Raw genomic sequence first — 24,906 nt, forward strand, 5'->3', positions numbered from 1 at the left:
AGCCTTGCCTCATGTCGGCCATTTCGAGCCGAGGATGATCGAGCAGAAATTCATCCTTGTGTAATTCATGTCCTTCAGCGCCAGCACGTCGGCCTTGACGTTGCCGAAGGTGGTGAGCGGCTTCTTGATCGTGCCGGCAGCGAAATGGTCGATGATGTTTTCCTTGAAATTCGCCTCGCGGGGATGGTGCGCGCAGACATGGTCGCGATGCTCGTGCGCGAAATCGTCATAGGCGATGCCGAGCACGTCCATCTCGACGCCGGCGGTGACCAGTGCAATGGTCGGGCGCATGTGCTCGGGAACGCCAGGCGTGGTGTGCAGCGCGATCGACGTCCAGACGTCCTCGATGTCGCGTTCCGGCACGCCGTAACTCTTGAGGAAGTCGCGCGCGGCGTTGGCGCCGTCGACCTCGAAGCGCAGATCCGGGCTTGCGTGCGCCGCGGTCAGGCCCATGTCGTGGAACATGGCGCCGATATAGAGCAGCTCGGAATCGAATTTCAGCTTGCGGCGGTTGCCGGTCAGCGCGCCCCAGAAGAACACCCGGCGGCTGTGATTGTAGAGCAGGTCGTCCTCGGTATCGCGCACCAGCTGGGTGGCGGCGCGAGCCATGGCGCTGTCGGGTACACGGATGCCGGCGATGATCTCGGTCATTTCAAGACGCTCCTCGATGTGGCAAGACGATGCCGTGGCGTGCGAACACGCGGGCGCCAGCGCTCGTCGCTGCGGTGGGTTCGGATCGCCCGGTGGTGTGTCCGTGGGGTGTATGTCGCCCGTTTGGCCTGATCTCGCAACGATCGCGCGCCGCCGGATCGGGCCAACGAGACGTCGTTTTGCGCCAGCTGAGCAAGGAGAAGGTATGGCGGTTCAGAAGATCGCGATCGCAATTCATGAAGGGGTGCAGGCGCTCGATGTCGCTGGTCCCGTCGATGTGTTCGCGGAGACGAACGGCTTTGTACCCGCTGGCCATGGCTACGAGACCGTGCTGGTCGGCGCCAGCCGCGAACCGCTGCGCGCATCGAACGGCATGAAGATATCGGCCGACCTCAGCTTCGACGAGGCAAACGAGAAATTCGACATCCTGCTCGTCGCGGGCGGGCCGGCATTGCCCGACGCCGAGCCGGATCCCGAACTGACGCGGTGGCTGCGCACGGCGCCCGAGCGCGCCGAATTGTACGGTTCGATCTGCACCGGCGCGTTCGCGCTCGGCCATGCCGGGCTGCTCGACGGCCACAAGGTGACGACGCATTGGCAGAACGCGCAGCGGTTGGCGGCGCGCTTTCCCGCGGCCGAAGTGATCTTCGACCGGATCTACATCCGCGACGGCAAGCTGATGACCTCGGCCGGCGTGACCGCGGGGATCGATCTCGGGCTGGCGCTCGTGGCCGAACGTCATGGGCCGCAGGTTGCGGTCGCGGTGGCAAAGCGGCTGGTCGTGGTGGCGCAGCGCCAGGGCGGGCAGTCGCAGTTCAGTCCCTATCTCACCGCGCCGGTCGACGAGGATTCGCCGATCGCGCGGGCGCATGCGCATGTCATGCAGCGCGTCGGCGAGCGCCACACGCTGCAGTCACTGGCCGAGGCCGTCGGCATGAGCGTGCGCAATTTCGGCCGCAGCTTCGCGCAGGAGACCGGCATCACGCCGCACGAATTCGTCGAGCGGGCGCGGGTCGACGCCGCGCGCCGGTTGCTCGAGGGCTCGGACCGGCCGCTGAAGGCGGTTGCGTTCGACTGCGGCTTCGGCTCGGCCGATCGGATGCGGGTCGTGTTCTCCCAGCGGCTCGGCGTGTCCCCGGCGCAGTACCGCGCGAGTTTTCGCAAATTGTGACGCCGTTCATGAAGCGGACGTCTGATCGGGGGTAGGATCGACGTCGTCGACGCCGTTTCCCGCCGCATATCCTTCCCCACGAGGCCGCCATGGACGCGCTCACGCTCTTCATCATCCGTCATGCCGAAAAGCCTGGTGATGGCTGGCCGGGGCCCGGCTTCACCGCGGACGGCGTGTCCGATACCGAGTCGCTCGTGCTCCGCGGCTGGGAGCGCGCGGGCGCATGGACGGCATTGTTCGGCACCGATCTCACCGGCGGTGACTATGCCAAGCCTGACGCGATCTACGCCGCGACGCCCGGCACCGCGCCCAACCAACCGCCAAGCAGCCGTCCGGCCGAGACGATCTCGGCGCTCGCAGCACGCCGCTCGCTGGCGCCGAACGAAGGCTTTGGCAAGGGTGATGAGCCGGCGCTGATGCAGGCGGTGCTGGCGCTGAAGGGCGTCGTGCTGCTGTGCTGGGAGCACAAGGCGATCATCTCGGACATCCTTCCGCTGATCCCGGTCAGCAAGGGCACGCCGCCCACCAAATGGGAGGGCAGCCGCTTCGACGTCGTGCTGCGCTTCGACCGCGCCAAGGGCGACGACAAGTTCGCCTTCAAGGAGCTGTTTCCAAAATTGCTGTCGGGCGATTCCGACAAGCCGTTGGGTGGTTGAGCGGCGCTGCGGCCGGAGCCTTTGCCGTTCCGATTGAATCGGAACGGGGCTCTAGATTCTTGTTTTGACGCGTATTCTTCACGCGAACCGGTATCCACTTCGCTCGAAAACGCTTTTGCCGGTCACTCGAGCCCGAGCGCCTTGCGCGATTTCCGCGTCAGCTTCGCGGCGATCAGGGCATGCGCCTGCGCGAGATAGGCCTTGAGCTCGGCGTCGGGCAGGGCGTCGTTGGCCGCCAGCTGCACCCATGTGGCACGCGCCAGATACGGCGCCGGCCGCGCCAGGCCCTGCTCGATCAGCAGCTGATAGGCCATGTTCGAGGTCTTGAACATGAAGCCGCCGGTGCTCTCGATGTAGCCGCCGGCCAGCGCGAACATCTTGCCGCCGACCTTGAACACCGACGTGCCCTCCCATTGCACCACCTTGGTGGCGGCGGGCAGGCGCAGGCAATGGGTTTCGAAGGTTTTGGGGCGCATGAGTCGCAGAAGTTGGGAAACCTTCCGAAGCCATAGGCCAGCTGCGCGAACGTCGACAAGCCCAGTCGTTCCCAGCGAGCGTGGCCGCCGCGGCGTCGGGCCGCCGGGCTCCTCACGAAAACGTGGGTTGTAGTCCGTTCATCTCAAGATATATCGTAAGATATGTTTTCAGTAAGGAAAAGGCAATGAGAAGACAGATGTTTCGTGACCGGGACGATGATGGCTTCAGGTTTGGGTTCTTCGCGATGGGGCGGCATGGCCGAGGCGGCCACCGCTTTGGCCGCGGCGGTCCTGGCTTCTTCGGGCGGGGCGGAGGTGGCGACTTTCCGGGCTCGCGGCGGCTGTCGTCGCAGGATCTGCAGCTCGTGATCCTGGCGCTGCTCGGCGAGCAGCCCGCGCACGGCTATGAGCTGATCAAGACCATCGAGGAGAAGTCGGACGGCTTCTACAGCCCGAGCCCGGGCGTGATCTATCCGGCGCTGACATTCCTCGAGGAGATCGGCCATGCCAGCGTCACGCAGGACGCGGCACGCAAGCTCTACAGCATCACCGAGCAGGGCAAGGCGCATCTCGCAGAGAACCGCGCCACCGCGGATACCATTCTCGAGGCGCTGTCGCGGATCGGCCGCCGCATGGAGGAGGTGCGTGAGGCCTTCGCCGGCGTCAGCGATCTCGATGGCGAAGCGTCCGACGAAATGCACCGCGCCCGTCACGCGCTGAAAAGCGCGCTGCGCCAGAAGCGCGGCAGCGATGCCGCCGAGGCGCGGCGCATCGCGAAAATCCTGGAGCGCGCTGCCGCCGAAATCCTGCAGCAATGACACAGTCGCAGCGAGGGAGACCTTTCATGTACAACGCTGAACCGCACAGCGCGATTACTGACGCCCGCGTTGCTGCCGTCATCGAACGCCTGCAGGCCACGCGCCGTGCGCCCGTGAGGGGCAATCCGATGCAGAGCGGCAGCCGCGATCCGCACGACTATGCCGAGCAGGGATTCTCGATTCACCCCGAGCAGGGCGAATTGATCTATCTCTTGTGCCGCGGCCTGCGCGCCAAACGCGTCGCCGAGTTCGCGACCTCGGTCGGAATGTCGACGCTGTATTTCGCCGCTGCGATGCGCGACAATGGCGGTGGCACCGTGATCGGCTCGGAGATCGTGCCGGCCAAGGTCGCAACCGCGCAGCGCAATCTCGCCGAGGCCGGCCTGGCCGACTACGCCGAGATCCGCGAGGGCGATGCGCGCAAGACGCTGCGCGATCTCGGCGGTCCCGTCGACTTCATCCTGATCGACGGCTGGCCGGGTGACAAGGGACCGACGCTGGCGCGCCAGGTGATCGAGATCGTCGCCCCGCAGCTTCGGGTCGGCGGCTATGTGATGAACGACAATGCCGAGGCGGATTTTCTGGAGTTCGTGCGCGATCCCAACAATGGCTTCGTGTCGATCACGCTGCCGCTCAAGGGCGGCACCGAGCTTTGCCTCAAGGTGGCATAGCCCGGCCGACGGCACCACTTGATCGACGGCTGGCGTGATTGTGAGCCGCAACCACATCACGCATGCTGGATTTTGCCGGCGCTTCTTGCTCTGTTCGAGGAAAATCAGGAGCGAAGCGCCGCATGTCCGAAGTCCCGCCACTTCATCCGCTCGATGGCCCGATCTGGAGCGCGCTGACCACAAGGCAGCGCGACCTGGCCGAAGGCGGCACCGATGCCAAGCGCTTTCCGCTGGCGATCGCACCCTTCGCCGACATGGTCGACATGTCGCCCGAGAGCTTTGCGGCGCTCGGCGCGCTGTTGTCGGGACCTGAGATCGCGGTGCTGTTCACGCCCGATCCGGTCACCGTGCCGGCGGCGTTCAAGGTGCTGCTGGCCGAGACCGGCGAGCAGATGATCGGCATACCCGCAGACTTTGCGCTGTCCGGCGTCGAGATCGTCACGCTCGGCGCCGCCGACGTTCCTGCGATGATGGCGTTGACGGAGCTGACAAAGCCCGGCCCGTTCAGTGCGCGGACGCATGAGCTCGGCACCTTTCTCGGCATTCGCGTGAACGGCGAGCTGGTCGCGATGACCGGGGAACGCATGAAGCCGGGGAACTTTACCGAGATGACCGCGGTCTGCGTGCATCCGGACTATCGCGGCCGCGGCTACGCGCAGGCGCTGCTGGCGGCGGTCGCCCGCCAGATCGTGGCACGCGGCGAAATTCCCTTCCTGCACGTCTTCACCAGCAATGTCTCGGCGATCGCGCTCTACCGGCGCCAGGGCATGGAAATTCGCCGCCGTCTGCACATCACGGTGTTGCAGAAGCAGGGGCAGGGCTGAAGTGTTGTCTCTGCTCAATTCGGCGCTCGCTCATGCCAGCCGGTTGTTGACGAGATGCACCGAGCGCTTGTCGCAGCTGGGATCGATCGCGACGGCATTCGCCGCGATCCGGCCGCGTGCGGCGACATTGTTGCTGATCTCGACGTTTCTGGCGCGGCCGACATAGATCGCGCTGTCGGGCCTGATCCGGAAGAACTCGCCAGCCCCGAACGCATTGCCGCGCACAAATGTCTGGCCGATCAGATTGTCGGCGATCTTGAGGCCGTCGGCATTGCTGACGAAGATCGCGTAGATGCAGGAATCGTCGATATGATTGCCTTCGATGATGACGCGCCGGTTCTCGAAATTGTCCTGAAATCCCTTCGCGCTCTCCGGCGGCACCATGCCGACATGGATGGTGCCGAGGGTGCCGCTGCCGCTGGTCAGCTCGTTGGCGCCGTTGACGCAATGGCTGAAGCGGTTGCCTCTGAACACGAGATTGTCGGCAAATCCCGACTCCGACCAGAAGCCGATATCGCTGCCCGCTTGCAGCGCGACCCCGGTCGAGAACGTGAACTGGCAGTTTTCGACGATGGCGTTCGGCGCCTTCATCAGCACGCGGCCGCAGGCGTGGAAGCTGCACCTCAGCACCGTGGCGCCCGACCCGGTATGCGTCAGCGAGGTGACGGCATCGCCGACCTTGAGCGGCAGGTCCTGCTGCAGGGTGACGTCATAGATCAGGTCCGGCTCGGTGGTCGGGCTCCTGTTGTTCCAGAGCTGGGCGATCTTCGCCTTCAGCTCCGGCGCATGGCGTTTGGTCAATTGCTCGACCTTGCCGCGCCCCAGTGAACGAAACGTCGAGTGATCGCAGCTCTCGATGTCGTCGCCGGCCACAAGGCCGATGTCCCATTTCGGGCTAAGCAGAAACCGCCGCGGCGCGGTCTTTGCCACGACGTAGTGGTAGAAGCCGTGAACATTGACCGCATCGTCGGAGGTGTTGGCGAAACTGCAATCCTCGATGGTCGGCCCCCGCGCGACCGCCGTGAAGTGCGAACCGTCGGAGTTGGTCGAGATCAGCCGGTCGGTCGTCGCGCCCTTCGGCCGGGGTCCCGGAACGACCGAGACTTTTTGCAGCATCATCGAGCCTTCGCCGCCATTCTCGATGATGCCCATGCCCGGCGAGGCCAGGAGCTTGAGGTCGATCAGGCTGGTTGCGACGCTGGAGTCCACCGCAACGGCGTGCGCGCCGCCGTTGGAGATCGCGACCACGTCACCGACGGCGATCGGCAGCTGGCTCGGGAAGCGGTCATTCGCGCTCCACTGCAACCGCACCTTGATCAAGCCGTCACCGATGCGCTCGACGTGGCTCGGTGAGAGGAAGTCGCGGGCGCCAGTCTTCAGCGCCCGGTTGTGCCGGTCCATCACCTTGAAGAAGCCGCCGGCCATGGCGGCGAGCAGGGCGGCATCATCGGGATAGCCCGGATCGATCCTCACCGTGATCTCGAGCGCGGCCTTGTCGAAGGCCGCGATCGTGCCCTGCGTGAACGGCAGCGGATCGTAGTCAATGCTGAGGTCACGGATCGTGAGGTGGCTGCAACCCGAGATCGCGAAGGTCCCGCTGCGTGTCGTGTTGATCAGCTGCGCGCCATTGCCGTTAAGCTCGAAGCCGTGCAACTGCCGGAACGCGAGCGGCCGCTTGATCCGGTAGCTGGCACTCTTCTCCAGGTTGAGGACGATGTGAACCGATCCAGCCTTGCTGGCGTCAGCCGCTGCCTTGGCGACCGCAGCCAGCGCCTTGGCGAAGGCCGCGTCGGCGTCGCCGCTGGAGGTGGCCGTGAAGGTGGCCATGTCGAAGGTTGCAGACCCAGGGAGCGGCGCCGGTTCGGCGCCGCTTTCGGCGCCGAGCAGCGGGGTCGCCACGACGAACGAGGCAAGCGTCAGCTCTCGCCGGCGGCTGATCGGCATCATGCACGACTCCTTGCGCGACCGCGATCGGTCGCGCGCACTATCCGGCCGCGGAGATGAATTGGAGCCGAACGACGCGGAGGTGGCGCAGGGGCTCTCGACGTTGTGATGAATATCGCCGCCGCGTTCCCGTTGGCTGCACCGGTCGGGCGCCGGGTTCCCCGACCTCGTGAGCCGTTGAGGGAAATCCCTCATTCGCGATCGCGGGGCTCGTGCTTACCTTTGCCGGACCGCAACACGATGAGAGAGGATATCTCGATGTCCGAGCAATCCCAGGATAAGCGTCCCGTACCCGATCCGGCGGAGAACAACGCCTTTTTTCCGTCGCCTTACTCGCTTCGGCAATTCACCTCGGCCAAGTCGGATCTCTCCGGCGCGGACTATCCCAATGCCTACAAGGGTGGCCGCTGGAAGATTCTGATGATCGCCGCGGATGAGCGCTATCTGCTGTTGCAGAATGGCAGGATGTTCTCGACCGGCAACCATCCGGTCGAGACCTTGTTGCCGATGTATCACCTCGACAAGGCCGGTTTCGAATTCGACATCGCGACCGTGTCGGGCAACCCGGTCAAGATGGAGCTCTGGGCGTTTCCGAAGGAGGACGACGCGATCAAGAGCATCTACCAGAAATATCTCGGCCGGCTGAAGCAGCCGCTCAAACTCTCCGACGTGATCGAAAACAAGCTCGGCAAGGAGTCCGACTACATCGCGGTCTTCATTCCCGGCGGCCATGGTGCGCTGATCGGGCTGCCCGAAAGCCTCGATGTGAAGGCCGCCCTGAAATGGGCGCTCGACCACGACAAGCATATTATCTCGCTTTGCCATGGCCCGGCGGCGCTGCTGGCGTCCGCGGTCGGCGAAGCCAAGGGCGACTATCCCTTCAAGGGCTACAAGATCTGCGCATTTCCCGACGCCATCGACCGCACCACGCCTGACATCGGTTACATGCCGGGCGGGCTGACCTGGGCCTTCGGCGAACAGCTGCAAGCGCTCGGCGTCGAGATTCTAAACAAGGACATCACCGGCAAGACTTATCAGGATCGCAAGCTGATTACCGGTGACAGCCCGTTCGCTGCCAACAATGTCGGCAAGGCGGCGGCAAAGGCCTTGCTCGATACGCTCGGCGGGCGCTGAGCCGGGCGCGGTCGTCGGCCAAGCCAGTGCGGCGAGGGAGCCTCGCCGCGCCGCCTGCGACCGGCAGACGGTGGTTGCGCGGCTCGGGTAGCGCGGCTTGCGGGTCGGCTTCGGCTGAGGGAAAGTCCTCAATCGGCCGGGCCGCGCCCGGCGAGACTTTCCGGGACACGATGGCATCGACATGGACCGCTACATCGAAGCCGTGGTTGCGATCGAGGGCAGCGAGAGCTTGTCCGCGATCCAGGCGGTTGTGCGGTCGGCGTGCGTGCCGCTCGGTTACGACCGGTTCGTGATGTTCTCGGCATCCCCGGCGCGGGAGGACCTGGTCGACAGGATTTACTGGGTCGAGGGCGACTGGTTCGGCAAGGGCGTGACGGTCGATGCCGAGACCTATGTCCGGCACTGTCCGGTGACGCGCAATTTCCTCAATGTGGACGAGCCGTTTTTCTGGACCAAGGTGCTGTCCGCTCGTGGCGAGAAATACCGCGTGGTGCGCGCGCCGCGCGGACCGGGTTTCCATGGGCTGCAGGTCCCGGTGTTCGGGCGTACCGGCCTCGAAGGCGCGATGAGCTTCGCCGGCATACGTATCGACGCGTCGGCACGGACGCGGGTGGCGCTGACGATGGTCGGCGCCGCGGCCTTCCGCGCCGCTCGCCGGCTGATGGAAGCACGCGAGCCGGACGGTGCGTCGAGCCTGTCGCCGCGCGAGCGCGAGGTGTTGCGCTGGATCGCTGCGGGACGGCGGCAGGCCGACATCGCGGCGTCGCTTGGGTTGTCGGAGCGGACGGTCGAGAACCATTTGCGGCGGGCACGGCTTCGTCTCGGCGTTGCGACAACAGCGCAGGCCATCCGGCTCGCGATCCGCAGCGGCGAGATCGAGGATTGACGCGAGCACGAGCTGGCCGCCGCTTCTCAGCGCTTCTTCGCCGTCTTCGTTTTGATTTTTGGCTTGCTGCTGCGCGCCGCGATCCGCGTCAACGCCTCTGCAAACGCGCGCGCGGCGGGGCCGAGCGGCTCGTCGAGCCGGTGGGCGAGATAGGCCTCCATCGCGAGCGCCGCGTTGCGGCCGAGCGCGCCGGTTTCGACCCGCACCAGGCGGCGTTCCCTAATGTCGCGCGCCACCTGCCAGAGCGGCAGCCGGCCCCAGCCGAGCCCGGCCAGGATCATGGCGTGCTTGGTGTCCTGATTGCTGACCCTGCAGATCTGCGGCGAGAGCACGCCGAAGCTGCGGCCCTCCGACAGCGGCGTCGGATCCGACAGCACGATCTGCAAATGATCGGCGAGGTCGGCGACGCTCTTGCGGCCGCGGCGCGCGAGCGGATGGCTCGCCGCGACGACGGCGACCATCTGCACGGCGCAGATCGCATCGAGCGCGAGGCGGGGATCGCGAAAATCTTCCCCGACTGTGACGGCGAGCGCGCTGCGCCGTTCGGTCAGGGCGGCGATCGGCCCGCCCATCGGTTCGACCGCGAGCCGGACGCCGACCGATGGATAGGCCGCCCGCATTTCCGTCAGCGCCGCGCCGACGGCGGCGATCGGAAACAGCGTATCGACGACGAGCGAAAGTTCCGATTCCACCCCGTCGCCAAGGCCGCGCGCCCGCGCCCGCATCGCGTCGACGCGGAGCAGGAGGTCGCGCGCATTGCCCAAAAGCGCCTTGCCCTCGGCCGTCAGTGCCGGGCGGTGGCTGGAGCGATCGAACAGCATGAGGCCGAGTTCGGCCTCGAGGTTGGCGATGGCGTGGCTGACCGCGGATTGCACCCGCGTCAGCTTGGTCGCGGCGGCGCGAAAGCTGCCGTTCTCGGCGATGGCGACGAAGGTGCGGATCTGGTCGAGCGTGAGGTTATCGAGCATGATCTATAAAATCGATCAACTGGATGCAAAACATATCACTCCTGTCGATGATCCGGAAACGCTATCTCTGGTGAATTGAGCGGGGGGCAGGGTGGACGCATGACGATCGGGACGGCCGTGGTGCAGCAAAGCGAGGCGAAGCGATGGGCGGCGGTCGCCGTCGTGATCGGCTGCGGCATCGGCGCCGCCCTGCAGGTCGGCAAGGTGGCGATTGCCGCGTCGATGCTGCAACAAAACCTCGGCATCGACCTCGCCGCGGTCGGCACCGTCGCCGGCATCTTTGCGGTGCTGGGGCTGGTCGGCAGTGTCCCGGCCGGCGTCGTGATTGCCGCGGTTGGCGCGCGCAGGGTGTTGTTGTGCGGCCTCGCGGCCATTGCGCTCGGCGCCGCTTCGGGTGCGCTCGCGCCGTCGCTTGCGGTGCTGCTGGCATCCCGTCTGCTCGAAGGGCTTGGCTTCCTCCTGGTGATGGTCGCAGCCCCGGCACTGCTCGATCGCGTCGTCGATGTCGGCGCGCGCGACGTCACCATGGCGGTGTGGAGTTGCGTGATGCCGTTCGGGATCGCGCTGGCGCTGGTCGCTGGCCCGATCTTCGATGGCTGGCGCGCGATCTGGTGGGCCAGCTCCGCCTTTGTCGCCCTGCTGTTCGTGCTCGCCGGCGTCATCGTGCCGGAAGTGGCATCGCGGACCGGCCCGGCGCGAACCGGCCTGATGCAGGAAGCCGCGGCGCTGGCGCGGCGACGTACGCCTGCGCTCCTGATGGTGCTGTTGGCGCTCTACAGCCTGATGTTCTTTGCGCTGTTCAGCTTCCTGCCGATCCTGTTGACCGAGCGGCTCGGTGTGTCCAGCCAGAGCGCCGGCGGGCTTAGCGCGCTCGCGGCGGCCGGCAACGTCGTCGGGAATCTCGCCGCCGGCAATCTGCTCGCGCGCGGCGTTGGCCGCATCGTGCTCATCGCGGTGGCGGCCTTTGTGATGGGCGCCTCGGCGCTCGGAATCTTCCTGCCAGTGCTCGGCGGGTGGGGGGCATTCTTTCTGTGCCTGCTGTTCTCCGCGACCGGCGGCCTGATCCCGGCGACGTTGCTTGCAACCGCACCCGCGGCGGCGCGTTCGGCGACGATGGTCCCCGTCATGATGGGACTGTTGATGACAGGCAGCAATTTCGGCCAGGTGACCGGGCCGATCACGGTCGGCGCTGTGGTCTCGACCTGGGGCTGGGGCGCGGCCTGTATCATGGTGGTTGCAGCGGCGATCCTCGCCGGGCTCGCGGCCTGGATGCTGGCGCGCGGCGATCACAAGCGCGTGGGTGAGGCGAGGGACCCGGCTTGACGCCGCTGGCGCAGAGGTCGAAGGAGTGACGGTCTCTCACGCCAACGACAACAGGAAAGCTTCATGACACGCGTGCGCTGTATCACCGAAATGGGCATGGGCGTCGACGTTCACGGCCGCGACGCCACCAAGGCCGCCAAGCGCGCGGTCTCGGACGCGATCCGTCATTCCAGCCTCGGCTTCTTCCGCATGCTCGGCAAGACCGCGAACGACATGTTCGTCGACGTCACGATCGCCGTGCCGAATCCCGAAGACGTCGATATCGAAGCGGTCGCCAAGGAACTGCCCTATGGCACCAAGACGGTGAAGGCAATCGCGGGCGGGCTCGAAATCCCGTCTGATCTCGGCAACGACCCGATCCTGATCGCGAATGCCGCCGTCATCGTCAGCTTCGACGACGGGAAATGATGGAACGGGCAGGCCACTGGTATGAGTGCGCTACTCGCCGCCCCGAAAATAGTCCGGCTTGCCGGTGGTCCAGGTCTCGCCCCAATGCTGGCCGCCGCCATCGACGGTCAGCGTCTCGCCAGTGATGAACTTGCCGGAGGGGGCGGCGAGATAGGCGGCGGCTTCCGCGATGTCCCAGGGCGTGCCCGGACGCATCATCGGGTTGGAGCGCGGATAGGCGGCGCGCGCGGCTTCGCTGTAGACGTTCCAGCCCTCGGTCTCGATCGCGCCGGGCGCGATGCAGTTGATGCGGATGTCAAGCGGCGCCCATTCGACTGCGAGCGCGCGCGACAGCCCGATCACACCGGCGCGCGCCGCGATGGTGTGCGCGATGCCGTAGAGGCCATGCGTCGTGACCACGACGATATTGACGATGCTGCCGGGATGCTTGCGGTCGCGCCAGAGCTGCGCCGCAGCCTGCATCATATACCAGGTGCCGTTGAGATTGGTGTTGATGACCGCATTCCAGCCCTTGATCGAGAAATCGATCGCAGCTTGCGGGAACTGGCCGCCGGCGCTGTTGACGAGATGATCGATGCGGCCATGCGCGGTCCACAGCGTGTCGAACATCGCACTGACTGCATCGGGATCCCTGATGTCGGCGACATGCGCGGAGGCCTTCAGGCCGCGATGGCCGAGCTGATCGACCAGTGCATCGAGTTTGTCGGCGTTGCGGCCGACCACCACGACGTGAGCGCCGAGCCGGGCGAACAGCCATGCGATGGCGCGGCCGATGCCGCCGGCGCCGCCGGACACGACGACCACCTGACCGGCGAGCGCATCTGCCGCGAACACGGTCGGTTGATCAGCGAGTTCGTCATCGGAGAGGCCGAGCCTTGCGACCGTTCTTGCGTCTGTCTGTTGATCGTTCATGGCCGGTTGCAGACCTTGCGGCTTTCACTGAGCTCCGTACATTAGCCACCCAACAACAACCCTGCAAAGAATGTCGACATGACCGACCTGTCAGCCTTTCCCATCACAAAACGCTGGCCCGCCCAGCATCCGGATCGCCTCCAGCTCTACTCGCTTCCGACGCCGAACGGCGTGAAGGTCTCGATCATGCTCGAGGAGATCGGGCTGCCCTATGAGGTCCATCTCGTCGACTTCGGCAAGGACGACCAGAAGACCCCGGAGTTCCTGTCGCTCAATCCGAACGGCAAGATCCCGGCGATCCTCGATCCCAACGGTCCAGGCGGCAAGCCGCTGCCATTGTTCGAGTCCGGCGCCATCCTGCAATATCTCGCCGAGAAGACCGGCAAGCTGCTGCCGGCTGATGCGGCGCGCCGCTACCAGGCCATCCAGTGGGTGCATTTCCAGATGGGCGGCATCGGACCGATGTTCGGCCAGGTCGGATTCTTCCACAAATTCGCCGGCAAGGATTATGAGGACAAGCGGCCGCTGCAGCGCTACGTCGACGAATCCAAGCGCCTGCTCGGCGTGATGGAGACGCATCTCGCCGGGCGGCAATGGTTCGTGGACGATGAATACACCATCGCCGATATCTCGATGATCGGCTGGGTACGCAATCTGATCGGCTTCTACGGCGCGCGCGAGCTCGTCGCATTCGACCAGTTCAAGCACGTCGCCGGCTGGCTGGAGCGCGGTCTCGCGCGGCCGGCCGTGGAACGCGGGTTGAATATTCCGAAGCGGCCTTAGGCCGCTCGCTTCAGCAGCTCATAGACGACCGGATTGTCGGCACAGGCGCCAAAGCCGCATTCGAGCAGGGTGGAGAGCACGTTCAGCGCCGTCAGCACGACCACGAGCCACACGGCACCTTGCGCGAACTTGCCGGGCGAGGCGCCCGGCGCCGCGCGGTGGTTGAACTGGCCGTCGAACAGCAGCATGGCGGCGAGCAGGACGATTGCCGCAATGAAGGCGATCAACGCCCACGTATAATAATGATAGCCGAGCAGCGCCGAACCGTAGCCGGCGTCGCCGGGGAGGATGTGCAGCAGCACCTGCCGGGACGAGACCGTGGCGCCGAGCACGGCCGTCAGCAGGAACATGGCATAATGGCTCGGCCGTGGTCCGAAGCGGATGTTGAGGATCGGCCCGATCGCCAGCAGGGCGAAAAGGATGCGCTGCAGCAAACACAGCGGGCAGGGTAGCTCGTGCAGCACGAGCTGCGCGGCAAAGGCTGCTGCCAGCAGCAGCGCAAGGCCGTAAAGCGCGAGCGCGTTCAAGGTGACGGCCTGCGTATCGTTCATGGCTGGCCTCAGAACGACAACGTGAGACGGTCGGAGGCGTGGTGCAGCAAGGTCGCAACGCAGGCGACCAGGATCACCGCGAACAATCCAATCGCGACAGGACGCGGACCACGCCAGGCCACCAGCATGGCGATGGTGATGGCGAGAAACAGCACGGTGAATTCCATCCTCAGCCTCCGGATGCGAGCTTGGCCGTAGTCTATGACAGATTCGTGTGCGCTCGCGGCGGGCCTGAATGGGCATTGTCGCTTGCGCAGTGCTCGGCCAAGATGGCATCACCAGCTGAATTCATCCTAACCCGGGGCACCTCATGACCACAGACGCGATCAGGCCCGCCGCCCAACGCCATCATCAGCCCTGGTACAAGATCCTCTACGTCCAGGTGCTGATCGCGATCGCGGCAGGCGTCCTGATCGGGTACTTCTATCCAAATCTCGGCAAGGAGCTGAAGCCGCTCGGCGACGGCTTCATTGCGCTGATCAAGATGATGATCGCGCCGGTAATCTTCTGCACCGTGGTGCACGGCATCTCCTCGATGGGCGACCTCAAGCGCGTCGGCCGGGTCGGGTTGAAGGCGCTGATCTATTTTGAGGCGGTGTCGACGGTCGCGCTCGCGGTCGGCCTGCTGATCGGCGAAGTGCTGCAGCCCGGTCGCGGCTTCAACATTGACCCCTCCACGATCGATCCGAAATCGGTCTCCACCTATGTGACGCAAGCGAAGGAGCAGGGCATCGTTTCCCACCTGATGGCGATCATCCCTGACAGCTTCTTCGGCGCGCTGGCGCGCGGCGACCTGTTGCAGGTGCTGCTGATCTCGATCCTGTCAGGATTTGCCATTGCGCTGATGGGTAAGCCCGGCGAGCCGATCGCCGAGGCGATCGACAAGGCATCCAAGATGTTCTTCGGCATCGTCCGCATGATCGTCCGGCTTGCGCCGCTCGGCGCCTTCGGCGCCATGGCTTTCACGGTCGGCGCCTATGGCCTCGGCTCGCTGGTGAATCTGGCGGCGCTGATCGGCACCTTCTACCTCACCAGCGTGCTGTTCGTGCTGATCGTGCTCGGCGCGATCGCCCGCCTGGCCGGATTCTCGATCATCCGCTTCATCGCCTATATCAAGGACGAATTGCTGATCGTGCTCGGCACGTCGTCGTCAGAGACCGTGCTGCCGCAGATGATCCAGAAGATGGAGCATCTCGGCGCCTCGCGCTCGGTGGTCGGCCTCGTGGTGCCGACCGGCTACAGCTTCAATCTCGACGGCACCAACATCTACATGACGCTGGCGACGCTGTTCCTGGCGCAGGCCACCAACACGCATCTGACGATCTGGCAGGAGCTCGGCATTCTCGGCATCGCCATGATCACCTCGAAGGGTGCCTCCGGCGTCACCGGCGCCGGCTTCATCACGCTCGCCGCGACGCTGTCGATTGTTCCCGACATCCCGATCCAGTCGATCGCGATCCTGGTCGGCATCGACAAGTTCATGAGCGAGTGCCGCGCGCTGACCAATCTGATCGGCAACGGCGTCGCCTGCATCGTGATCAGCCTTTCCGAAGGCGAGCTCGACAAGGACGCTCTGCACGAGACGATGGCGCATCCGCTCGAGCTCGGCGAGGCGCTCGAGCCGGGCGGGGCGGGCTAGAGCAATATGAAGTTATGGGGCCGTCGCAGGGGGCGCTGCCAAAATATCGAAAACAACCCCATGCAAAGTAGCCGGCGGCGGCCGGCGTTCGACCAGGCAACTTGACACGTCGGGCAATTCAGGGATATATTTCTAATATGCAGAAATTGCCAAAATGTCCCCTCGCGCCAAGGCTGTCGCATATGGCATTTGCGGGCTTCTGCAACTGAGGTTTCCACATCGCAGGCGGGAGAGGGAACGCGCGTTATTCGCGGCCGCAGCCTGGGCCGTGAACCCATAAAGTGGGCAGGGCCTGCGCTGTAGGAATATGCGCCAAGCCTTGAGCACATTATGCGCCATCGATAGTCCGTTGCGCGGCTGGCTTACCTCTGCGAGTTAGTACATCTAGCCGAATCCAGGAACGCTTAACTATGCTCACCGTCTATGGCGAAGGTCGTGGCTTCCGTGTTGTTTGGCTGCTCGAGGAATTAGGATTGGCTTATCGGCTGCGCCCGGTCGATCTGCTGGCAGCCGAGAAGGATCGCGATTTTCTCGCGATCAACCCCGCCGGCTTTATTCCCGCACTGCAGGACGGCGAGACGATCATGGTCGAATCGATCGCGATTCTTGAGTACCTGCTCGCCCGCCACGGCTCAGGCTCGCTTGCCGTCGCCCCGGACGATCCCGCCTTCGCTTCCTATCTGCAATTTCTCCACTTAGGCGAGGCCGGGCTCGCCGGGCCGATGAACGCCGTCATTGTCGGTCGCCAACTGGCGCCCGAAGCCGAGCGAGATGCCCGGGTAACCCGCTGGGCACTCGAGACCTTCGAGAGCCGGCTGGGGTTGGTTATCCGCCGCCTCGCGGATTGCCCCTATCTCGCCGGTGACCGATTCACTGCTGCCGATATCTCGGTGAGCTACGCCCTCCTGCTCGGCCTGCGAACCGGCAACTACGTCCCAGGTTCTACCGAGCGGGACTATCTCGCCCGCACGACGGCACGCCCTGCCTACGCCCGAGCGATGCAAAGCTGCCAGGCCACCAAGGCTTGGGCGGCAAGATCACCGGGATTGTAGTGCTCGCTTCATCGGAGCGGCCAAGCGACGGGAGTAGTACTGCGTAAGCCGTGTACTCATTGAGCGGCCGGCGCCTGACGTCCGCTTAACCGCAACAGCGGCGGAAAAGCGGACATCTCCCGAGATCGCCGAAGGGCCAGAAGCGGAAGCAATCCAGACAATACAGCCGGAGCCGATCATGCCCCGGCGTCAGCCCGGGCGGAGACTCGGGCATTAACTTCGGGGGCTAGGCTGAGGCGTCGGCAAAGCTTCTCTGCTTCTGCGTAGCTTTTCATCGCCACTACGGACGTCCGTGATCGATTTTGGATGGAAACGATATGGCCCCGCGTCGACGCGGGAGGGAACTTTCGGTTTCGCTCCGAGTCATATTTGTGACGAGATGCGGCCTGGCGCGGAGGAGGGATCATGTCGAAGTCCCGCATTGGAATGGCTGCGGCCGGCGTTGCCATGGTCGCTCTGGGCGCGCTGCCGAGCGCGGCCGAGGCGGGCTTCCGCCTGCGCGTTGGTGGCCCCGTCGGTGTCGCGCGCTTCGCGATGGCCAGCATGCTGTCGGTCGCAGGTCTCCGCCACGCACGCATGGCAGCACGCCACAGCCGCGTCCGAACCGCCGCCTTAAGACCGCAAGATCTCCGCTCCGCCGCCGAGTCGATCCACCCGAGTGCGCGTGCGCAGCTCACTGCCGTGGCGGCGCTGGCCGGCTGGCAGGGCGGCCGAGCTGCGCAAGGCTGGTGGCAGCACGCCGACGGTTCATACGGCTGGGTCGGTCCGCTGTTCTGGCCATTCGCCTATAGCGATCTTTATGACTACGCGCTTCTCAGTGACGGTAGCGGCTTCTGGGCCTATGGCTACGGCGATCTCTACGCCGCGATCTTCTCGCCTTACGCTGCCAGCGATCTCTCAGCGTTCGCGGCCGAGCGCCCTGCCGGGAGGCGGCATCGCAAAGCGCCCTCCGTGCAGGAGCTCTGCGGCGCTGACACCGCCAAGATGACCGGCCTTCCCTTCGAGCGGATCGGCCGGGTGGTTGCGGCGAACGAGGCACAGCGCACAGCCTTCGACGAGCTCGCGAGCGCCTGGACTTCCGCCGGCGACACCATCCGCGCCTCCTGTCCAACACAGGCCGCAACCACCGCGCTGGAGCGGTTCGCGGCCATGCAGAGCCGCGTCAACGCGATGCTGAGCGCGGTTGCGGCCGTTCAGCCACCGTTCCAAAAATTCTACGATCTCCTGAGCGATGAGCAGAAGGCGCGGCTCAACGCGCCCCAACGCGACCGCCGCGCCAACGCCGCGGCCGCGAAGCTGACGGAGATGCAGGACGCCGCCTGCCAGGCGAGCCGCGAACTGCAGGACGAGCAACAGGCCGAAAAGCAATACCGCGAGCTGGTCGCCCAGCAATGGCCCCTCGACGACATCGCCGCCAGCCTGAAACTGAACGATAGCCAACTCGCCGCTCTCGAAGTGGTGCAGGACACCACAATGGGTACTATGGAAGCCTTAAGCGCATGCCCGCCAAAGGACGCGCTCACCCCGCCGGCCCGCCTTAAGGCCGCAAAGGCGCGGTTGGAAGCGATGCGAGAGGCGATCAGAAGCGTGAACGACGCGGTCGACGATTTCCATGCGAACCTGAGTGACGAGCAGAAGACGCAGTTCGAGGGGCTCGGGCCGAAGATGCGGGGGGTATGATTTTTCCATCCCCAAACGAGACTTTTTCACGAAAAGGGCCAACAGCAGACAGTTGCCTTCGGCGCGATCCGTCAGTTGCCGAAGGACTCTTAACGCTCACGCTCCCAATTGAGGGTGCCAACAACTCGCTTACCGGGAAAAACTGCGCTGGCCTGTTCGGCTGTTCGAATCGAGAGCTTGTCTCCTTCCAGCTTGAAGAACCGGACTTGGGACGTACCGGTCAAAAGCTCGTTCCACGATAGATCGACGTCGGTCGTAAGCTTGTCCCCGTCGATGGTAAATTTTCCGGTGTAGACCATCAGCGATTTGAGGAGCGCGGCCGAGTCCGCATCATTCGTTGCCGGCTTGCGATCTGGCCTAGCGATCATGAACGCCGAGAACCCGTCCGGCGTAAAGACCGCCCTACCTTTGGGTTTGGGACCGAAAGGCTCTGTAGCGTCTCCGCCGATAATCTGAATCGTCCATGAAGTTAGTTTCCAACTACCGGCAAGTCGTCCCGCGATATCCTCCGCAAGGGCAAATCCAGATTGAAAACAGAAGCATACAGCGACAAGGACACCGAGACGCACCATCTTCGTCCTCCTCCACCACTAACCAGTGCATCAAGTAATGAGCAGACTGCCCTGAGCGACGAAACGCGCGAGAGCAAGGCTTAGGGAAGTCCGCTTCGGGTCAAACTCGACAAAACTCAAAGTGAGCATAGTGCGTCCGCTTTCGGGCACATCGCAACCGCTCCCGTCGGCGCGGGCTCATTGAGCCTGACTGCCGAGCCATGATTCAAATCTTTGACCGAAGCGGGCCGAATCATGCGCTACGAACTCTACGACGAGGGATGCACCGCCATCAGGCCGATGCTGCCAAACAAGCCGCCCGGCGCACCACTGGTGAATGATCGTCGCGTCCTCCGAGCAGCATCAATCCGGGACGCCGGCCGCCTTGAGGGTTTCACGATAAGTCGCGGACATCGCTTCCACCGGGAACGGAATCCGTGACAGGAAGCCGGAGACCGTGAACTCCGGGTCGACCTTCAGCAAATCGCGCGCGATCTGCGTCGCGCGCTCGCGCTCGCCGGTCTTGACCAGCGCCACGATCAAGACGCGCAGCGCGACCGCGAAGCGGCGGTTCTGCGCCAGCGCCCTGTCGGCCCACATCACCGCTTCGGCAAAATTCTGGTCGAGCACCGCGCAGATCGCGAGCGCCGCGGAGGCGAACCAGCCGCGCGGGTCGCGCGGGTTGAGCCGTTGTGCGCGCTCGATCATGATGCGGCCGGCCTTCTGGTTGCCGCGCATCGCCTCGATCCAGCCGCCGAGCACGAGCGCCATCGCCGAGTTCGGGTTAATCGCAAGCGAACGCTCGAACAGTTCACGCGCGGGCTCGATCTCGTCGGCCATGTTCCAGATCGCGAACGCTGCCATCCACAACACCTGCGGATCGCCGGGCGCAAGCTCGACCGCGCGCCAGGCCTGCGCGACCGCGCGTTCCCGGTAGACATCGTTCGGGTTCAGCCAGCCCTGGAAATGGCGCAGCGCGTGACAATAGGCCGACGCCGCCAGCGCCGGCGCGTAAGAAGGATCGAGCGCCAGCGCCTGGTCGAGGCAATCGAGCGCGGCGGTCATGCTCTCCGGCGTGAACTCGTAGCGCAGGCTGTAGGCGCGCAGCAGCAGGTCGTAGGCGTCGAGCTTGTGCGGCGGCGCCGCGCGCAGCCGCTCGGCCTCCGCGACAAGCAAGGTCGGCTCGATCGCGCCGACCACGTTCTCGGTGATGCGGTCCTGCAGGTCGAACACGTCGGTCGCCGCGCCGTCGAACCGGTCGGCCCACAGATGCGCGCCGGAGACGGCGTCGATCAACTGCCCGGTGATGCGCAGCCGATCGCCGCCGCGGCGAACGCTGCCCTCGAGCACATAGCCGACACCGAGGTCGCGTCCGACCTGGCGGATATCGACCGCCTTGCCCTTGTAGGTGAAGGCGGAGTTGCGCGCGATCACGGTGAGGCGGCTGCAGCGCGCGAGCGCGGTGGTGATGTCCTCGGCGATGCCGTCGGCGAAATAGTCCTGCTCGGGATCGCCGCTCATATTGGTGAACGGCAGCACCGCGATCGACGGACCCTCGCTCGGCCGCGGCGGGGTGACGTTGTCCGAGATCGGATGATCTGATGCGATGTCCTCCCTGACATCGCCGACAAAGCGGAGGCCTTTGCGGGGCAGGGTGCGGATCAGCCGCTGCTCCTCGCCATTGTCGCCGATCGCGGTTCGCGCTGCGTTGACCCGGCTGCTCAGCGTTGCTTCCGAGACGATCCGGCCGTGCCAGACCGCGGCCAGCACCTCGTCGCGGCTGACCACGCGGTCGCGGGCGCGGATCAGGAACTCGAGGAGGTCGAAGACCTGCGGCTCGACCGCCACCAGGGCATTGCCACGGCGCAGCTCTCGGCGCTCAGGGTCGAGGGTCAAGTCGTTGAAATGGTAAGCCAAATTCGATAGTCCGGCGGCCGGCAGCTGAATCGGTGGCGGAACCTAGCACAGCCGGCCCGGAGCCAAAATCACGACGCTCTGAAGGACAAATCCACGTCCTCTGAAAGCAGACGCGGTCGGTCTCTGCAATATTCAAACCCGACACCAGACGCAGGAGATCGCCATGTCCCAATCCATCAATCAGCAACGCCGCCGCTTCCTGGGATTCGCCGGCGGGATCCTCGCCGCGTCCAGGTTCGGCTTGATCGGATCGGCCCAGGCCCAGTCCAAGCCGGCGCTGCCTGAGGTCAAGGTCGGCGCTCATACATCGATCGGTCCGGTCAAGCAGATCAATGCCGGCGTGCTCGACACCGGCTATGTCGAGATGGGGCCGGCGTCCGGTCCCGCGGTGATCCTGCTGCACGGCTGGCCCTACGACATCCACAGCTATGCCGACGTTGCGCCGGCGCTGGCCGAGGCCGGCTACCGGGTGATCGTGCCGCATCTGCGCGGCTACGGCACGACGCGCTTCCTCTCCACCGACACGATGCGCAGCGGCCAGCCGGTCGCGGTCGCCGCCGACATCATTGCGCTGATGGATGCGCTGAAGATCGAGAAGGCTGTGCTCGGCGGCTATGATTGGGGCGCGCGCACCGCCAACATTATGGCGGTGCTCTGGCCGGAGCGCTGCAAGGCGATGGTGTCGGTGAGCGGCTACCTGATCGGCAGCCAGCAGGCCGGCAAGATGCCGCTGCCGCCGAAGGCCGAACTGCAATGGTGGTACCAGTTCTATTTCGCGACAGAGCGCGGCCGCGAGGGCTATGCCAGGAACCGGCACGATTTTGCCAAGCTGATCTGGCAGCTCGCCTCGCCGCAGTGGAAGTTCGACGACGCCACCTATGACCGCAGCGCTGTTGCCTTCGAGAACCCCGACCATGTCGATATCGTGATCCACAATTACCGCTGGCGGCTTGGGCTCGCCGAGGGCGAGGCGAAGTACGACGCGTTCGAGAAGACGCTCGCCCAGGCGCCTGTGATTGCGATCCCGACCATCACGATGGAGGGCGATGCCAACGGCGCGCCGCATCCGGAGCCCGCGGCCTATGCCAAGAAGTTCTCCGGGCGTTATGAGCATCGGACCTTGACCGGCGGCATCGGCCACAATCTGCCGCAGGAGGCGCCGCAGGCCTTCGTCCAGGCCATCATCGACGTCAGCAAGGTCTGAGCCGAGAGCGGACCAAAGATCATGAAACAGGTTGTGAAATGGGCAGCTGCCGCGATCGCGGCAGCCAGCATCAGCGCCGCATTGCCGTTTGCCGTCGGGCGTGCCGACGATGCTGCACTGGCATCGCCGATCTTCGGCGTGACAATTCCCCAAGGCTATCGCGACTGGAAGCTGATCGCGGTCGGTGAGGAGACCGGGCTTGACGAGCTGCGCGGCGTGCTCGGCAACGCCACCGCGGTGAAGGCCTATCAGGACGGCGCCGCACGATTCCCTGACGGCACCGTGCTGGTGAAGCTCGCCTGGAAGCGAAAGCCGGTTGCAGGTCTCAATGGTGCCTTCATCACGGGGCCCGCGACCACCGTCCAGGTGATGGTCAAGGACTCCGTCAAATATGCCGCGACCGGCGGCTGGGGCTTTGGTCGCTTCATCGACGGCAGGCCGGTCGATGCCGCCCAGCACGAGACCTGCTTCGCATGCCACGAGGCCCACGCCAGCGATCACGATTTCGTCTTCACGCGCTACGCCCACTAGGCGAGCAATATCGGTGTGGAGACCGTCGCGGTCCGATCTGGCGCTGTGGTTGCGGCGGGGCTAGTTTCCCCGCTGCAAATCGCATCCGGGGAACGGCTTTGACCATCACCATCTACGGCATCAAGAACTGCGACACGATGAAGAAGGCGCGCGCCTGGCTCGACGATCATGGCGTCGCCTATGACTTCCACGACTACAAGACCACGGGGATCGCCAAGGACAAGCTCAAGCACTGGAGCGACGAGGTCGGCTGGGAGACGTTGCTCAACCGCGCCGGCACGACCTTCAAGAAGCTGCCCGATGCCGACAAGGAGGGATTGAACGAGCGCAAGGCGCTGGCGCTGATGGCCGAGCAGCCGTCGATGATCAAGCGTCCGGTGCTCGATCTCGGGCCCAGGCGCGTCGTCGGCTTCAAGCCGGATATCTACGCCGAGGAAATGCCAGTCAAGGCGCGCAAGAAGGGCTGAGGCATTCCTGCGAAGTGGAGACCGGTTCGCGTCAGGAAAGCGCTTCGGCTGCGGATAACTGAAGGGTCAGCAAACGAAGTCAGAACCGGACCCAACAGGTCGCAAAGGCTGACTAATAGCGACTAGATCACAACAGCAAAACTCCCAGTCGTCTTGCATTCCGAGCACTGGAAGGTGCGGACTTCCTGACCGGGTTGAGCAGGCTCGATGCAAGCCAACCGCATAGGCTTGCCACACTTGGAACACGGAAGAATCCCGATCTCCGCGCGGCTGTATAGTGGATTTGGTTGGATAGATGAGATCATGCTTCCCCTGTATTGGGCGGGAGCATTATCGATCTCTCTGTCGCCGATAACTGCCTATTCGGACGCCGATGGATTCAGTCTAGCCCAATACGTCAATGCGGGCCTGGTCAATATTGCTCACATCGGAAAAGTTAGACGAAGGCGCACGAAATCAAATCCAACTCGCAAATGAAATAAATCCATTATCGCAGGAACCTCTTATCGCCCGACTCTATTTGCCCCCTGTCTCTAACCAGGAGGTAGACACCATGACGAAAGTTCTTTTGGCGACGGTTGCTGTTATCGCATTCACTGCACCTTCATTCGCGCAGCAGGACAAAACCACCGGTCAGGCGCCACCATCAGGCGCTTCCTCGTTCTACGTGGCTCAAGATACCGCGACGATGAAGTGTCAAGTTGTCAATACCCAGCCTGCCGCTGGAGGCACGATGAAGGTCATCGGTACGGCACACCCGACACAGGCATCAGCACAAACAGCCTTGGTGGCTGATAAGACTTGCAAGGAATGAAGTGACGGCGCGAGTACAGGGGCGGGTCTATTGGTTCCACAAAACTACTGACCCGCCCCGCTACCTATGTTGCCCGATGGATGCATTTTTCGAACCCGCGCGCGCAGTTGCGAGGTTCGGTTTATACCGATGAGCCGACATCATCAGACCGCTCCCGGAGGTCTGAAGAGGGCCAAAAGCGGATGTCGCCCAGCGTTTTCCTTATTGTGGCTCCCTCAGATGCCGTTCGCCATTTCGGCGCATTTATGGGTACGCCCTAGATCAGCTCGACTGAATCTTGGCTCGCCGGATGATCCACCGGCACGAACTTGCGGTCGATCACCGCGCGCACGGTCACGATCGGGATCGACTTCGGCGTCACGCCCATCAGGTTCTGCAGCCGAAATCCGCCCTCGATGCTGATCGCCTTGTACGCGCCGATGATGTGCTCGACGGTATCGCCGCGTCCGAACGGCAGCAGCAGCCGTTCATAGGAGACGTCCTTGCCGTCGGCGTCCGTCACCTCCGCAACCGTATAGGTCGGACGCTTGCGCGTCAGGCAGGCACGATAGGACAGGATCACGCCGGCATAGCGCTCCGGGCCGATCGCATCATCCAGATAGCGGTTGGCGCGCAGCCGCGGATCGACATGCTCGTTGCCGTAGGCGGTGGTCAGCCTTGCGCCTTGTTGGGTGATCAGGAAGCGGGCGTCCTCGCCGCTGCCGACCACGTCAAAGCCCATCATGTCGGCGCGCTCGTCAGCGGTGCCTTCGGTGTGGAAGTCGCTCAGCTTAGGGAGCGCGTCCGGCTTGCGCACCGCGCGCAGCCAGGCGTTCAGCAGCACCCGCTGCGTGATCGATTTGACCACCGATGGATCGGCACTCTTGAATGGCATC

At 64.5% G+C, this 24,906-nt stretch carries 27 protein-coding genes; 17 read left to right on the plus strand and 10 right to left on the minus strand.

Annotation, left to right across the window (positions count from 1 at the left end):
• Window positions 1-9: 9 nt before the first annotated feature.
• Window positions 10-651 (minus strand): HD domain-containing protein, encoded by a 642-nt coding sequence (locus V5279_RS19490; RefSeq protein ID WP_338700077.1) that lies wholly within the window; start codon window positions 649-651, stop codon window positions 10-12.
• A 205-nt stretch (window positions 652-856) separates the two neighbouring features.
• Between V5279_RS19490 and V5279_RS19495 the strand changes: the two genes are divergently transcribed.
• Both V5279_RS19495 and V5279_RS19500 read left to right on the plus strand, forming a co-directional pair.
• Window positions 857-1,822, plus strand: coding sequence for a GlxA family transcriptional regulator (locus tag V5279_RS19495; RefSeq protein WP_338700079.1), 966 nt, complete (start codon window positions 857-859; stop codon window positions 1,820-1,822).
• Window positions 1,823-1,911: 89 nt separating this feature from the next.
• The gene (locus tag V5279_RS19500; protein ID WP_338700081.1) at window positions 1,912-2,478 is read left to right on the plus strand and encodes a histidine phosphatase family protein; all 567 of its coding nucleotides are present in this window, start codon (window positions 1,912-1,914) and stop codon (window positions 2,476-2,478) included.
• A gap of 122 nt (window positions 2,479-2,600) precedes the next feature.
• Here the strand turns inward: V5279_RS19500 and V5279_RS19505 are convergent, their stop codons facing one another.
• Entirely contained in the window at window positions 2,601-2,954 is a 354-nt protein-coding gene (locus V5279_RS19505; protein ID WP_338700083.1) for an MmcQ/YjbR family DNA-binding protein, read from the minus strand.
• A gap of 185 nt (window positions 2,955-3,139) precedes the next feature.
• Here V5279_RS19505 and V5279_RS19510 point away from each other — a divergent pair, with 185 nt between their 5' ends.
• From V5279_RS19510 to V5279_RS19520, 3 genes are all read left to right on the plus strand, one after another.
• Entirely contained in the window at window positions 3,140-3,772 is a 633-nt protein-coding gene (locus tag V5279_RS19510) for a PadR family transcriptional regulator (protein WP_338700085.1), read from the plus strand.
• Between the two features lie 26 nt (window positions 3,773-3,798).
• The gene (locus V5279_RS19515; protein ID WP_338700087.1) at window positions 3,799-4,443 is read left to right on the plus strand and encodes an O-methyltransferase; all 645 of its coding nucleotides are present in this window, start codon (window positions 3,799-3,801) and stop codon (window positions 4,441-4,443) included.
• A 122-nt stretch (window positions 4,444-4,565) separates the two neighbouring features.
• Window positions 4,566-5,267: a GNAT family N-acetyltransferase gene (locus V5279_RS19520; RefSeq protein WP_338700089.1), complete on the plus strand. Its 702-nt coding sequence runs from the start codon at window positions 4,566-4,568 to the stop codon at window positions 5,265-5,267.
• A gap of 30 nt (window positions 5,268-5,297) precedes the next feature.
• Here V5279_RS19520 and V5279_RS19525 read toward each other — a convergent pair whose 3' ends face one another.
• Window positions 5,298-7,214, minus strand: a complete 1,917-nt coding sequence (locus tag V5279_RS19525; protein ID WP_338700090.1) for a right-handed parallel beta-helix repeat-containing protein — start codon at window positions 7,212-7,214, stop codon at window positions 5,298-5,300.
• Window positions 7,215-7,319: 105 nt separating this feature from the next.
• Here V5279_RS19525 and hchA point away from each other — a divergent pair, with 105 nt between their 5' ends.
• Together hchA and V5279_RS19535 are read left to right on the plus strand one after the other, a co-directional pair.
• The gene (gene hchA / locus V5279_RS19530) at window positions 7,320-8,345 is read left to right on the plus strand and encodes a glyoxalase III HchA (protein ID WP_338700092.1); all 1,026 of its coding nucleotides are present in this window, start codon (window positions 7,320-7,322) and stop codon (window positions 8,343-8,345) included.
• A 181-nt stretch (window positions 8,346-8,526) separates the two neighbouring features.
• Window positions 8,527-9,231 carry a PA1136 family autoinducer-binding transcriptional regulator gene (locus tag V5279_RS19535; RefSeq protein WP_338700094.1) on the plus strand — a complete coding sequence of 235 codons (705 nt, stop codon included), beginning with the start codon at window positions 8,527-8,529 and terminating at the stop codon, window positions 9,229-9,231.
• A gap of 26 nt (window positions 9,232-9,257) precedes the next feature.
• Here V5279_RS19535 and V5279_RS19540 read toward each other — a convergent pair whose 3' ends face one another.
• Window positions 9,258-10,199: a LysR family transcriptional regulator gene (locus V5279_RS19540; protein ID WP_338700095.1), complete on the minus strand. Its 942-nt coding sequence runs from the start codon at window positions 10,197-10,199 to the stop codon at window positions 9,258-9,260.
• A 99-nt stretch (window positions 10,200-10,298) separates the two neighbouring features.
• On the opposite strand from V5279_RS19540, the gene V5279_RS19545 reads away from it, so the two are divergent.
• Both V5279_RS19545 and V5279_RS19550 read left to right on the plus strand, forming a co-directional pair.
• Window positions 10,299-11,522 carry an MFS transporter gene (locus V5279_RS19545; RefSeq protein WP_338700096.1) on the plus strand — a complete coding sequence of 408 codons (1,224 nt, stop codon included), beginning with the start codon at window positions 10,299-10,301 and terminating at the stop codon, window positions 11,520-11,522.
• 63 nt (window positions 11,523-11,585) lie between these two features.
• On the plus strand, window positions 11,586-11,930 hold the full coding sequence (locus V5279_RS19550) for a Lin0512 family protein (RefSeq protein ID WP_076831854.1): 345 nt from the start codon (window positions 11,586-11,588) through the stop codon (window positions 11,928-11,930).
• A 30-nt stretch (window positions 11,931-11,960) separates the two neighbouring features.
• On the opposite strand, the gene V5279_RS19555 is transcribed toward V5279_RS19550, so the two are convergent.
• The gene (locus tag V5279_RS19555) at window positions 11,961-12,842 is read right to left on the minus strand and encodes an SDR family oxidoreductase (protein WP_338700097.1); all 882 of its coding nucleotides are present in this window, start codon (window positions 12,840-12,842) and stop codon (window positions 11,961-11,963) included.
• A 78-nt stretch (window positions 12,843-12,920) separates the two neighbouring features.
• Between V5279_RS19555 and V5279_RS19560 the strand changes: the two genes are divergently transcribed.
• On the plus strand, window positions 12,921-13,625 hold the full coding sequence (locus tag V5279_RS19560; RefSeq protein ID WP_338700100.1) for a glutathione S-transferase family protein: 705 nt from the start codon (window positions 12,921-12,923) through the stop codon (window positions 13,623-13,625).
• On the opposite strand, the gene V5279_RS19565 is transcribed toward V5279_RS19560, so the two are convergent.
• A complete protein-coding gene (locus V5279_RS19565; protein ID WP_338700102.1) occupies window positions 13,622-14,176 on the minus strand; it encodes a disulfide bond formation protein B in 555 nt (184 codons plus the stop codon). The two genes, V5279_RS19560 and V5279_RS19565, sit on opposite strands and share 4 nt — an antisense overlap.
• Window positions 14,177-14,184: 8 nt before the next feature.
• Window positions 14,185-14,343 carry a DUF5993 family protein gene (locus V5279_RS19570; RefSeq protein ID WP_338700104.1) on the minus strand — a complete coding sequence of 53 codons (159 nt, stop codon included), beginning with the start codon at window positions 14,341-14,343 and terminating at the stop codon, window positions 14,185-14,187.
• A gap of 143 nt (window positions 14,344-14,486) precedes the next feature.
• Between V5279_RS19570 and V5279_RS19575 the strand changes: the two genes are divergently transcribed.
• From V5279_RS19575 to V5279_RS19585, 3 genes are all read left to right on the plus strand, one after another.
• A complete protein-coding gene (locus V5279_RS19575) occupies window positions 14,487-15,815 on the plus strand; it encodes a dicarboxylate/amino acid:cation symporter (RefSeq protein ID WP_338700106.1) in 1,329 nt (442 codons plus the stop codon).
• 410 nt (window positions 15,816-16,225) lie between these two features.
• The gene (locus V5279_RS19580; RefSeq protein ID WP_166204478.1) at window positions 16,226-16,867 is read left to right on the plus strand and encodes a glutathione S-transferase family protein; all 642 of its coding nucleotides are present in this window, start codon (window positions 16,226-16,228) and stop codon (window positions 16,865-16,867) included.
• Between the two features lie 426 nt (window positions 16,868-17,293).
• Window positions 17,294-18,547, plus strand: coding sequence for a Spy/CpxP family protein refolding chaperone (locus V5279_RS19585; protein ID WP_338700110.1), 1,254 nt, complete (start codon window positions 17,294-17,296; stop codon window positions 18,545-18,547).
• Between the two features lie 89 nt (window positions 18,548-18,636).
• On the opposite strand, the gene V5279_RS19590 is transcribed toward V5279_RS19585, so the two are convergent.
• Complete coding sequence (locus V5279_RS19590; protein WP_338700112.1) at window positions 18,637-19,119, minus strand: lipocalin-like domain-containing protein; 483 nt, start codon at window positions 19,117-19,119, stop codon at window positions 18,637-18,639.
• Window positions 19,120-19,461: 342 nt separating this feature from the next.
• Complete coding sequence (locus V5279_RS19595; RefSeq protein ID WP_338700114.1) at window positions 19,462-21,015, minus strand: winged helix-turn-helix domain-containing protein; 1,554 nt, start codon at window positions 21,013-21,015, stop codon at window positions 19,462-19,464.
• Window positions 21,016-21,178: 163 nt separating this feature from the next.
• On the opposite strand from V5279_RS19595, the gene V5279_RS19600 reads away from it, so the two are divergent.
• The 4 genes from V5279_RS19600 to V5279_RS19615 all read left to right on the plus strand — a co-directional run bounded on the left by V5279_RS19600 (window position 21,179) and on the right by V5279_RS19615 (window position 24,031).
• Entirely contained in the window at window positions 21,179-22,219 is a 1,041-nt protein-coding gene (locus V5279_RS19600; protein ID WP_338700116.1) for an alpha/beta hydrolase, read from the plus strand.
• A 21-nt stretch (window positions 22,220-22,240) separates the two neighbouring features.
• Window positions 22,241-22,750 (plus strand): cytochrome P460 family protein, encoded by a 510-nt coding sequence (locus V5279_RS19605; protein WP_166296355.1) that lies wholly within the window; start codon window positions 22,241-22,243, stop codon window positions 22,748-22,750.
• A gap of 98 nt (window positions 22,751-22,848) precedes the next feature.
• Window positions 22,849-23,217, plus strand: coding sequence for an ArsC family reductase (locus V5279_RS19610; protein WP_338700119.1), 369 nt, complete (start codon window positions 22,849-22,851; stop codon window positions 23,215-23,217).
• Window positions 23,218-23,770: 553 nt separating this feature from the next.
• Window positions 23,771-24,031 carry a hypothetical protein gene (locus tag V5279_RS19615; protein ID WP_166296349.1) on the plus strand — a complete coding sequence of 87 codons (261 nt, stop codon included), beginning with the start codon at window positions 23,771-23,773 and terminating at the stop codon, window positions 24,029-24,031.
• A 256-nt stretch (window positions 24,032-24,287) separates the two neighbouring features.
• On the opposite strand, the gene V5279_RS19620 is transcribed toward V5279_RS19615, so the two are convergent.
• Complete coding sequence (locus V5279_RS19620; RefSeq protein WP_338700123.1) at window positions 24,288-24,905, minus strand: hypothetical protein; 618 nt, start codon at window positions 24,903-24,905, stop codon at window positions 24,288-24,290.
• Window position 24,906 lies beyond the last annotated feature (1 nt).

It is taken from the genome of Bradyrhizobium sp. 26S5, from assembly GCF_036923295.1.
Lineage (GTDB): Bacteria > Pseudomonadota > Alphaproteobacteria > Rhizobiales > Xanthobacteraceae > Bradyrhizobium > Bradyrhizobium septentrionale.